1 protein-coding gene is annotated in these 348 nt (G+C 36.8%); it reads left to right on the forward strand.

The annotated features are described in order from the left end of the window. The coding region (locus tag H4O21_RS28600; RefSeq protein ID WP_220495890.1) for a hypothetical protein at positions 1 to 348 on the forward strand (348 nt) is incomplete at both ends.

Consider the following 348-nt stretch of genomic DNA (forward strand, 5'->3'; position numbering starts at 1 on the left):
TTACTTTAGCTATTGCAAATGCATATTTTTATAATTTTGGTGCTTGGGGTGTTGGTCAAACCATGGGAAAGTCTGCTACAGAAATTCAGGCATTTGTAAATGATATTTTATACACCAATCAATATGTAACGTGCTTTATTCGTTTTGGTCGTGTGTTCTCTGGTGTTGGGTTGGTTTTATTAGGCTACGGATTAATTAGGTGGCATATTGTAGCGAAATGGTTGGGCTGGTTTACGGTACTTTTAGGGCTTGCCGCTATGGGTATTGTTATGGGTATTCCTGATAATTACGAAATTTATAAACCACTATTTCACGTTAAGGTAATTTGGTTGATAGCTATGGGTGTTT

It is taken from the genome of Oceanospirillum sediminis (genome assembly GCF_014164585.1).
Taxonomy (GTDB): domain Bacteria; phylum Pseudomonadota; class Gammaproteobacteria; order Pseudomonadales; family Halomonadaceae; genus Oceanospirillum; species Oceanospirillum sediminis.